Raw genomic sequence first — 10,315 nt, 5'->3', positions numbered from 1 at the left:
TCGGCCATCACTGGCCGTTCTGGGCGAGGCCCGAACAGCTGGCACCGCCGGGTGACTGGCGCACCTGGCTGATCCTCGCTGGGCGCGGCTTCGGCAAGACGCGCGCCGGGGCGGAATGGGTCCGGCAGATCGGCGAATCGATTGCCGATGCGCGCATTGCATTGGTCGCAGCAAATCTGGCCGAGGCGCGCAGCGTGATGGTCGAGGGGCAGAGCGGGCTGCTGGCGATCGCGCCCGAGTCGACGCGGCCGCACTGGGAGCCCTCACTGCGCCGGCTGCGCTGGCCGGGTGGGGCGCAGGCGGTGCTGTTTTCCGCCGCCGAGCCCGAAGGCTTGCGCGGACCCGAGCACAGCCATGCCTGGTGCGACGAGATTGCGAAATGGGACAATGCTTCGGGCCGCGCGATGGCGGCCTGGGACAATCTGCAACTGGGCCTGCGCGTGGGATCGCTGCCGCAGGTCTGCGCCACCACCACGCCGCGCGCGGTGCCGCTCGTGCGACGGCTGCTCGATGATCCCGGCCTCGTCATCAGCCGGGGCAGCAGCCATGCCAACCGCGCCAATCTGCCACCCGCGTTCCTCGCGGCGGTCGAGCGGCATTATGGCGGCACCGCTCTGGGGCGGCAGGAGCTCGACGGCGAACTGCTCGAAGATGTCGAGGGCGCCTTGTGGAGCCGCAGCCTGATCGAGGCGTGCCGCGTGCGCTGGCAGGCGCAAGGCCTGGTGCGCGTCGTGATCGGGGTCGACCCGCCTGCAGGGTCCTCGGGCGACGCGTGCGGCATCATCGTCTGCGCGTTGCAGGACGATGGCCGCGCCGCAACCGGGCGATCTCGCGCTGCTGGTCGAGGGCTGCGACAAGGCCTTCGCGACCTGCTCGGGCCGGTTCGGCAATGCGATCAACTTTCGTGGCGAGCCGCATCTCCCCGGCAATGACCTGCTCACCCGATTTGCGACCTTCTGACATGGACGATGGGCACAGGCTCGCTGCCGCCGCGCTCGATCTGGTCGGCTGCCCCTTCCGCCTGCACGGACGCGATCCGGCCACGGGGCTCGATTGCGTCGGACTGGTCGCGGCGTCGCTCGAACGGATCGGGCGCGGCGTCGATGCGCCTTGCGACTACCGGCTGCGCGGCGGCTGCCTCGATCGGTTCGACCGATGGGCGGCGATGTGCGGTCTGGACCGGGTGGCCCAAAATGCGCCGGGCGCGCCGGGCGACGTTCTGCTGTGCGAGCTTGGCGTGCGGCAATTTCATGTGCTGGTCGATGCCAATGTGCTGCTGGTGCACGCGCATATCGGCCTGGGGCGGATCGTCGCCGCGCCGCCGCCTGCGCCCTGGCCGGTGCAGCGGCGCTGGCGGCTTCAGCAAGGATAGAGGCTTTGGCAACTCTCGTATTGAGCACCGTCGGCACGCTGGTCGGTGGTCCGCTGGGCGGCGCACTGGGCGCGCTGGTCGGGCGCACGATCGATCAGACGCTCCTGTTCCGACCGAGGGATCGCGAGGGGCCGAGGCTCACCGATCTGGCGGTGCAGAGCTCGCAATATGGCAGCCCGTTTTCCCATGTCCACGGACGCGCGCGGATCGCCGGGACGGTCATCTGGGCGACCGACCTCAAGGAACGGCGCATCCGCGAAGGGGGCGGCAAGGGCCGGCCAGGGACAACGCGCTACAGCTATTCGGTGAGCTTCGCCGTCGCACTGTCGGCGCGGCCGATCGAGGGTGTTGGCCGCATCTGGGCCGAGGGCAATCTGCTGCGCGGCCAGGACGGCGTGTTCACCAGCGAAACCGGCTTCCGCCTGCACCATGGCCATGGCGATCAGCCGCTCGACCCGCTGATCGCAGCGGCCGAGGGCATCGGCCAGTGTCCGGCCTATCGCGGCCTCGCATATGCGGTGTTCGAGGACATGGCGCTGGAGGAATTCGGCAACCGCATCCCTTCGCTGACCTTCGAGGTGATCGGCGATGCGACGGACGTGGCGCTGGGTCCACTGATTGCCGACCTGATCGCCGCCGGGGTACCCGAGGGCGAGGGCTCGGTGACCGGCTGGAGCTTGCCGTCCGAGAGCCGGCGCGATGCGGTCCAGGCGATTGCCGCCGGATTTCCGCTATCGCTGATCGAGCAGGACGGTGGATTGCAGATAATGTGGCACGACAATGCGCTGGGGCCTGCGAGCTTCATCCCGGCGTCGGCGCTGCTGCCGCGCGACGCATCGGACGTGCGCGCGTTCGAACGCCAGCGCACCACGCCGACATCGGGCGCGCTGGCGCTGCGCTATTACGATCCCGAACGCGACTATCAGCCGGGGCTTCGCCGCAGCGGCACCAGCGGTCATGGCCGGGCGCAGCAGATCGATGTTGCTGCGGTGATGACCGCGGCGCGCGCCCAGCAGCGGGTGGAGCGGCTCGTGCAGCAAGGCCGCGACGGACATGAACGGCTGCAATTGCGCGTTGCCCTGTTCGATCCGGCGCTTCAGCCGGGCCGGATCGTGACGGTGGAAGGCATTGCAGGGCGATGGCAGGTGCGGCGCTGGCAATGGGGAGCAGAGGGGATCGATCTGGAGCTGGTCAGCCGGCGCACCCGTCCGGCCAATATCCCGGCCGGCAGCGAACCGGGGCGAAGCGTCAACACCCCCGACGATGGCATCGGCATGACCGTTCTGGCGCTGTTCGATCTGCCTTCACCGATCGACCGGCCGATGAACCATGCCCATATCGCCATCGCGGTGGCGGGTGCTTCGACGGGCTGGCGCGGGGCGACCGTCTATGCGCGCGAGGCGGACGGATCGACCGGCGAGCCGCTCGATTTCCTGCGCATCGGCGCGACCATGGGGCAAGTGTTGGTCCCGCCTGCAGCCGGAACGGCGCTGCTCCGCGACGATCGCAGCAGCATCACCGTCCAACTGGTGCGCGATGGGCCGCTGACCCTGATCAATGCGGACGACGATGCGCTCGCGCGCGGAGCCAATATGGCGATGGTTGGTCGGGAACTGGTCCAGTTCGCGCGCGTGCGCCCGCTGGGCGATCGAACTTTGCGCCTGAGCGGACTGCTGCGCGGACGCGGCGGGACCGAGGATTGCATGGACGGGCACGCCGCGGGCGAGCGCTTCGTGCTGATCGGCGAGGCGCTGGGCCTGGTCGATCCGGACCGGATTGGCCCGGGCCCGGATTTCCGCGCTGCAGCCCAGGGCAGGGGCGACGACACGCCGGTGGTTGCCGATCTCGCCAGCCCCGGTCGGGCCGTCCGCCCCCTGTCACCGGTGCATGCACAGGTGGAGCCGCTCGCCGGTGGTGGCATGACGCTGCGCTGGACACGTCGCAGCCGCAGCGGCTTTGCATGGCGGGATCTGGTCGATGCGCCGCTGGGCGAGGAGTTCGAAGCCTATCGCGTGTCGATCCTTGCCGATGGTGTCGTCGTCGCCGATTTCGACTGCTCCCCGCCGATGCTCACGCTTGATACGGTAACAGTCGCGGCGCTTGCTGCGGCCGAAAGTGGAACGGTCGAAGCTTTCATCGTGCAACGCGGCGCGCTCGGCGTGTCGCCGCCGCTGAGCGTGCCGATCCATCTCTGAAGCGACAGAGCGTTCACAGGCTGAACGAGGACAGCTCGCATGCTGGAGCGACACGCCTGAGGGGCCCCCGATGACGGCTGTTCCGTCCTGTACCGACTTCTTCCAAACCGCGCGAAAGGCCTGCCATGTCATCGACTCCCAATTTTTCCATGCCCCTGCTGCATGCGGCGCAGGCACAGAAGGAAATCACGCATAACGAGGCGCTGGTGCTGGTCGATGCATTGCTGCGGGGTACCGTCAAGGCGATGCTCGACGATCCAGCGCCGCTCACCCCGGTGGCTGGTCAGGCCTGGATCGTCGGTGCCGCCCCGGTCGGGGCCTGGGCCGGCCAGGCCGCGAAGATCGCGGTCTTTACCGAGGGGGGATGGCGATTTGCGACGGCGCCTGCCGGTCTGCAATTGCGCGATGAGGCCGCAGCTATATGCCGACGGTTCGATGGCAGCGCATGGGCCGCCTATCCTCCGATCGCCGCCCCGACGGGCGGTTCGGTGGTCGATGTCGAGGCGCGATCGACGCTTGCCAGCGTGCTCGGAGCGCTGCAGCAGGCCGGGCTGGCTGGCGTTACGTAATTGATCTCAGGCACATTATGCGTCAATGATTCGGTGTGTTACCCTCGTCAGCACAGCCATGCCGGAAGGGCCGCAGCCGAGGTGCATTTTTTGCGCGACACCCCCTGAAATGGCGACATTTTGGCAACAGTCCGGCCAAAACCGCGCTTGCGTGGCAACTGTCTTGGCGTTAGTAACGTTGCCGAGTTGTCGTTCCAAATCCTACTTATAAGGGGAAAATCTATGCGCAAGTTAGTCGTTGGACTGGCGTTGGCATCTACCGCCCTGACGACGCCGGCTTTCGCCCGCGACGGTCAGTGGTACGTCGGTGTCGAAGGCGGCGCCATGATCGTCGAAGACATCGAGTTCGATGTCGGCGCTCTGAGCAATGCCACCATCGTTGATTCGGACACCGGATATGATCTCGGTGCCGTCGTCGGTTACGACTTCGGTCCTTTCCGCATGGAAGCAGAAGTCAGCTATCGTGAAGCTGACCTGACCGACGTGCAGACCTCGGTCGCGATTGCTCGTGGCGGCGGTCTTGCCAACCTGGTTGGTCGCTCGGCGGCTGTCGGTTCGGCTAACGCCCTGTCGTTCATGCTGAACGGCTTGATCGATTTCGGTCCTGACGATGGTCTGCAGGGCTTTGTCGGCGGTGGTGTCGGCGTTGCTCGCACGGACATGACGATTGCTGCAACCCGTCCGGGTCGCATCGCATTCATCGACGATTCGGACACTGGCTTCGCCTGGCAGGTTCTGGCCGGCGTTCGCGCACCGATCAGCGACAGCTGGGACGTGGGTCTGAAGTATCGCTTCTTCAACAGCGATTCGGTTGATCTGATCGACGTTGGTGGTCGTGGCTTCGACGGCCGCTTCCGCAGCCACTCGATCCTGGGCAGCATCACCTACAACTTCGGTGGTGAAGAAGCCGGTGCCGGTCATGCTGGCAGGTCACGCTGACCGTTCGGGTGCAGCTACCTACAACGTGGGTCTGTCCCAGCGTCGTGCCGACTCCGTCAAGGCCTATCTGGTCTCGCGGAACATCCCGGCCAGCGCCATCAGCACCCAGGCGTTCGGTGAAACCCGCAACCGCGTTCAGACCGCCGATGGCGTTCGTGAACTGCAGAACCGTCGCGTGGAAATCACCTACGGTCCGGGTTCGGGCATGTAAGCCAATCGCTGGACCTCCGGGTCTGGTCACAAAGAGGGTCGGTCTTCGGACCGGCCCTTTTTTGTTTTCCATTGTGGCGCGAAATACGCGGCGGCTTGTCCAAGGCAGGGGCTGCGCTTATGTAGACACCATGGACAGCCAGGCCGACATCACCTTGACCCCATCCGCAGCGAAGCGCGTGGCCGCGATCGCCGCCAAGCAGCATAAGCCTGCCATCCTCCGCCTGGCGGTAGAGGGCGGGGGCTGTTCCGGGTTCCAGTATCGCTTCGGCCTTGCCGACGCTCCCGGACCGGATGACATCGTCACCGAAACCGATGGCGTTTCGCTCGTCGTGGACGATATCAGCCTCGATCTGGTCCGGGGAAGCGCTGTCGATTTCGTGGAATCGCTCGGGGGGTCGGCCTTTCAGGTTACCAATCCCAATGCTGCAGCCGGGTGCGGCTGTGGTTCCAGCTTTTCGATCTGATCACCTCCGCGCCCGCCTTGGGGAACCCGAATCCCCGGATTTCGTATTGAGCGACAAGGCCTGAACCCGGGGGGTGAACATGATATCCAGCCACTGCTGCGCAATCTCCGATTGCAATCTGCCAACTGCTCCCGCGACCTTCAGGGCGCAGGCGTGATGGATCCTGCTCTCATGCCCGATGCGGAAGGTCGCGATTCCGACGCGCCGGGCCATATCAGCCCGCATGCCATGACCCGCCTGGAGGCCGGCCGGGTCGCCGGAATCACGCTGACCGTGCTCGCGGTGATCGGCGTGGCATGGCTGCTGATGGAGCTGACGCAGTTTCTGCTCCTGGTTTTCGCAGCGCTCGTCCTGGCAGCAATATTCTCGTCGATAGCGCGCCGGGTTTGCGACCTCACCGGAATCAAGCGCGGGCCCGCGCTGGCGATCTCGGTGTTCCTGCTTCTCGCTGTCTTCGCTGGAGCCTTCACCCTGTTCGGGTCGCAGATTGCGAGCGAGTTCGATACCATCCAGCAGAGCATTCCTCCCGCGATCGACCGGGTCGAGGCGCAGCTGGACGAGGTAGGTCTGGGCGAACAGGCGCGGAAGGTCGTGCAACAGGGAAGCGGCGATCTGTCGAGCCTGGCGTCGCGGCTGGGCGGCTTTGCCATGACCGCGACCAATGCGATTGCCAATTTCGTGCTGGTCTTTGTCGGCGCCATCTTCATTGCGAGCGACCCGACCGTCTATCGACGGGGCCTGCTGCTTCTGCTTCCAAAGCGGGCTGAGGAGCCTGTCGCCGCCGCGCTGGATGATGCGTCGCGCGGGCTACGCGGCTGGATGATGGGGCAGGGGGTCTCATCGGTCGTGGTGGCGGTGCTGACCGGCGGCGGACTCTGGGCGCTGGGGGTCCCCGCGTCGGGGGGTCTGGCGATCATCGCCGGATTGCTCGACATCATCCCAATGGTCGGGCCCGTCATTGCCGGCGTTCCGGCGGTCCTGCTCGCCTTTACCGTGTCGCCGACCACGGCCCTGTGGACGGTCGTGCTGTTCCTGATCGTCCAGCAGATCCAGGGCAATTTCCTGCAACCGATGATCCAGAAACAGGCTGTCGACGTGCCCCCAGCGGTGTTGCTGTTCGCCGTGGTTGCTTTCGGGCTGGTCTTCGGCTTTCTCGGCGTGCTGCTGTCGGCACCGCTGACCGTCGTGACCTATGTCATGGTCCAGCGGCTCTATGTGAAGACACTGCTCGGCAAGCCGATCCGGATTGCCGGGCAGGACTAATCCCGCCCGGCCGACCGGTCCCGATCAGAACGGCCCCAATCAAAGCGGATTGCCGTCCTTGTCGCGGAAGACTTCGCGCCGGCCGACATGGTTGGGCGCGCTGATATAGCCGTCCTCTTCCATCCGTTCGACCAGCCGCGCAGCGCTGTTATAGCCGATGCGCAACTGCCGCTGCAGCCAGCTGGTCGAGGCCTTCTGGCTCTCGAACACGATCTGGCAGGCGGCACGATACATCTGCTCCTCGGGGCTGTCGTCGAGGCTCGCGCCATCGAGCGCAAAGCCACCGTCCTCGGGCTCTTCGGTGACCGCCTGGATGTAATCGGGCTGGCCCTGGCCGCGCCAGTGGTCGGCGACGCGGCGCACCTCTTCGTCCGAAACGAACGGCCCGTGCACGCGCTCGACCTGCTTGCCGCCGGACATGTAGAGCATGTCGCCCTTGCCGAGCAGCTGTTCGGCCCCCTGTTCGCCCAGAATGGTGCGCGAATCGATCTTGCTGGTGACGTGGAAGCTGATGCGGGTCGGCAGGTTGGCCTTGATCACGCCGGTAATGACGTCGACCGAGGGGCGCTGCGTCGCCATGATCAGGTGGATGCCCGCTGCACGCGCCTTCTGTGCGAGCCGCTGGATCAGGAATTCGACCTCCTTGCCTGCGGTCATCATCAGGTCTGCCAGCTCGTCGACGATCACCACGATCTGCGGCATGGGTTCGTAATCGAGCTGCTTCTTCTCGTACTGGGGCTGGCCGCTGACCGGATCCCAGCCGGTCTGCACCTCTTCGCCCAGCGGCAGGCCCTTGGCCTTGGCGACGCGGACCTTGTCGTTGAAATTGACGAGGCTGCGGACCTTGAGCTCGCTCATCATCCGGTAGCGCTCTTCCATCTGCTCGACTGCCCATTTGAGCGCGCGCACCGCCTTGGCCGGCTCGGTCACCACGGGGGAGAGCAGGTGCGGAATATCGTCATAAATCGACAGCTCGAGCATCTTGGGGTCGATCATGATCATGCGCAGCGTTTCCGGCGTCATCCGGTAGAGCAGCGACAGGATCATCGCGTTGAGGCCGACCGACTTGCCCGATCCGGTGGTGCCCGCGATCAGCAGGTGGGGCATCGGCGCGAGGTCGGCGATCACCGGATCGCCCGAGATGTTCTTGCCCAGGATGACCGGCAGCTGGCCGCTATTCTCGGCAAAATGGCTCGATCCGATCATCTCGTGCAGCACCACCGCGTCGCGATGCTGGTTGGGTAGCTCGATCCCCAGCTCCTTGCGGCACGGGATCGCCGCGACGCGCGCCGAACGCGCGGACATGTTGCGCGCGATGTCGTCGGCGAGCTGGATGACGCGGTTGGCCTTGATCCCCGGCGCGGGCAGCAGCTCGTAGCGGGTAACCACCGGGCCGGGGCGCACGGCGGTTATCTCGCCCTTCACGTTGAAATCGCTGAGCACCGTCTCGAGCAGCCGCGCGTTGCGCTCGAGCGCGATCTTGTCGAGCGCGGGGCCTGTGCTCGACGGCGGCGGGTCGAGCAGGTCGACCGAGGGCAGCTCATAAGGGCCGAAGAAATCGCCCTGGCGGCTCTTGGGGCCAAGCTGCGCCTTGGCCGGCCGCAGCGAGGGCTCGGTGATTTCCGGCGGCGGACGGTTGTCGGGCACGGCCTCCTTGCGCGGCGCGGCGAGCGCCGGACGGCTCGGCTCGGCGGCATCGTCGAGCGTGTCGATCTCGTCCTCGTCGATCACCGGGCCGATCGGGCGGCGGAACAACGCCTCGGGCATGCTGACCTTGATCGGCGGCATGCGCAGCAACCCGCGCTCCAGACCGAGCGCCTTCCAGCCCAGGGCCACGCCCGCCAGACCGAGCACCGAAGCGCTGCCATAGAGCGCCCACGGCGCGCCTGCGGGCGGGAGAAATCCGCTCAGCGCCTCGATGCCGCGCGCGCCCATCATCCCGAACAGCCCGCCGGGACCTGCGGGGAAATGCGGCGCGGATTCGCCGAACAGCACAGCAGCGGCGACCGCGAGGAACAGCATGCTGAGCAGCGTCGCGATGACCGAGCGCCGCCAGTGGCCCAGCGGCTGGTTGATCCACAGCCGATGCGCCTGGACGGCCGTGATCGGCAGCAGCAGCGCGCTGGCCGGCCCTCCGAGAAACAGCATGAAATCGGCGATCCACGCGCCGCTCGCGCCCATCCAGTTGTCGACGCCGCCGCCCGCCGCGGTGTTGAACGAGGGGTCGGTCTGGTGATAGGTGATCAGCGCTATCGCAGCGAAAGCCACCAGCGCAAAGAGCAGCAGCGCCAGGATCAGGCTGCCGCTGCGCATCAGACTCTGACGCATCAGGTCGCGCCAGTCGGGCGCGTTTCTGGTGGCGGCGCGACTGGCCATAACCTCGAATTCTCCGGCAATATGGTAAATGCCGCCCATTTTGCGCAGACCAGGGACTCCGCGTCAAGCAAGGACTTGAGCGGGAGTCGGTGAATGACAAGCCTCTGTTCAGCGCATCGCGGACCGCCTACATTGCCGGCATGGCACAGGGCAATCACAGCGACATCCTCATCATGGGCGCAGGACCGGCGGGGCTTTCGCTCGCACTGGCGCTAGCGCGGCACGGGCTCAGCGTCCGGGTGATCGACCGGATCACGCCCGAGACGCTGGCCGACACCGCCTTCGACGGCCGCGCCTCGGCGCTGGCATCGACCAGCTGGCAGATGCTGCAGAATCTGGGATTGGCCGATAGCCTGTGGCGCGATGCCTGCCCGATCGACCGGATCGCGGTCAGCGACGGTCTTCGCCGGGGTTCGCTCGATTTCGATGCCGGGGTCGAGGGCATGGGCGTGATGCTGCCCAACAGCCTGTTGCGCGCCGCGCTCTATCAGGCTGCGAGGGCCGATTCCGATATCGACCTGATCATGGCCGCCGATATCGCGCACCGCGCGGTCGATACCCACCGGGCGACGATCACGCTGGCCGATGGGCGCGTGTTCACCGCTTCGCTGCTGGTCGGCGCGGAAGGGCGCGTATCGCCGACGCGCGAACTGGCCGGGATCGGCCTGAGCCAATGGTCCTATCGCCAGCGCGGAATCGTTACTGCTGTGACGCTGGAAAAGAGCCATCAGAACACCGCGTTCGAAATCTTCTATCCCGATGGTCCGCTCGCCATCCTTCCGCTCAACGACGATGACGAGTGCCGGTCGATGGCCTCGATCGTCTGGACGGTGCCCGAGGGCAAGGCCGATGCCTGGACCTCGCTGACCGACCGCGCCTTCGGAGCGGCGCTGACCGAAGCGAGTGGCGGCTTTCTGGGCGCGA

General features: G+C 66.5%; 7 protein-coding genes and 3 pseudogenes. 9 read left to right on the top strand and 1 reads right to left on the bottom strand.

Going from position 1 to position 10,315, the window contains the following annotated elements:
• The 8 genes and pseudogenes from DM995_RS09890 to DM995_RS09855 all read left to right on the top strand — a co-directional run.
• Positions 1-815, top strand: a pseudogene (locus DM995_RS09890) (terminase large subunit domain-containing protein); the annotation flags it as partial.
• A pseudogene (locus tag DM995_RS09885) lies at positions 811-960 on the top strand (phage BR0599 family protein); the annotation flags it as partial. The pseudogenes DM995_RS09890 and DM995_RS09885, both read left to right, overlap by 5 nt.
• Before the next feature lies 1 nt (position 961).
• On the top strand, positions 962-1,372 hold the full coding sequence (locus DM995_RS09880) for a peptidoglycan endopeptidase (protein WP_116969315.1): 411 nt from the start codon (positions 962-964) through the stop codon (positions 1,370-1,372).
• 5 nt (positions 1,373-1,377) lie between these two features.
• Positions 1,378-3,567 carry a phage tail protein gene (locus DM995_RS09875; protein WP_157973152.1) on the top strand — a complete coding sequence of 730 codons (2,190 nt, stop codon included), beginning with the start codon at positions 1,378-1,380 and terminating at the stop codon, positions 3,565-3,567.
• A 149-nt stretch (positions 3,568-3,716) separates the two neighbouring features.
• Positions 3,717-4,136, top strand: coding sequence for a DUF2793 domain-containing protein (locus DM995_RS09870; RefSeq protein WP_232824276.1), 420 nt, complete (start codon positions 3,717-3,719; stop codon positions 4,134-4,136).
• Between the two features lie 222 nt (positions 4,137-4,358).
• Positions 4,359-5,286 (top strand): annotated as a pseudogene (locus DM995_RS09865) (OmpA family protein).
• Positions 5,287-5,416: 130 nt separating this feature from the next.
• Entirely contained in the window at positions 5,417-5,752 is a 336-nt protein-coding gene (gene erpA / locus DM995_RS09860; protein ID WP_116969312.1) for an iron-sulfur cluster insertion protein ErpA, read from the top strand.
• A gap of 156 nt (positions 5,753-5,908) precedes the next feature.
• On the top strand, positions 5,909-7,015 hold the full coding sequence (locus tag DM995_RS09855) for an AI-2E family transporter (protein ID WP_116969311.1): 1,107 nt from the start codon (positions 5,909-5,911) through the stop codon (positions 7,013-7,015).
• 39 nt (positions 7,016-7,054) lie between these two features.
• Here DM995_RS09855 and DM995_RS09850 read toward each other — a convergent pair whose 3' ends face one another.
• Positions 7,055-9,391, bottom strand: coding sequence for a DNA translocase FtsK (locus tag DM995_RS09850; RefSeq protein WP_116970410.1), 2,337 nt, complete (start codon positions 9,389-9,391; stop codon positions 7,055-7,057).
• Between the two features lie 89 nt (positions 9,392-9,480).
• On the opposite strand from DM995_RS09850, the gene DM995_RS09845 reads away from it, so the two are divergent.
• Positions 9,481-10,315: FAD-dependent monooxygenase (locus DM995_RS09845; protein WP_116969310.1), on the top strand; the 835-nt coding region annotated here is incomplete at its 3' end.

The organism is Blastomonas sp. UPD001, from assembly GCF_003426715.1.
Classification (GTDB): Bacteria; Pseudomonadota; Alphaproteobacteria; order Sphingomonadales; family Sphingomonadaceae; genus Blastomonas.
This window is presented reverse-complemented; position numbering and strand designations above follow the sequence as displayed.

Bases quoted from the DNA above. Each gene is read 5' to 3' on its own strand.
- DM995_RS09880 (WP_116969315.1), top strand. From the start codon at position 962: ATGGACGATGGGCACAGGCTCGCTGCCGCCGCGCTCGATCTGGTCGGC.
- DM995_RS09870 (WP_232824276.1), top strand. From the start codon at position 3,717: ATGCCCCTGCTGCATGCGGCGCAGGCACAGAAGGAAATCACGCATAAC.
- erpA (WP_116969312.1), top strand. From the start codon at position 5,417: ATGGACAGCCAGGCCGACATCACCTTGACCCCATCCGCAGCGAAGCGC.
- DM995_RS09855 (WP_116969311.1), top strand. From the start codon at position 5,909: ATGGATCCTGCTCTCATGCCCGATGCGGAAGGTCGCGATTCCGACGCG.
- DM995_RS09850 (WP_116970410.1), bottom strand. From the start codon at position 9,391: ATGGCCAGTCGCGCCGCCACCAGAAACGCGCCCGACTGGCGCGACCTG.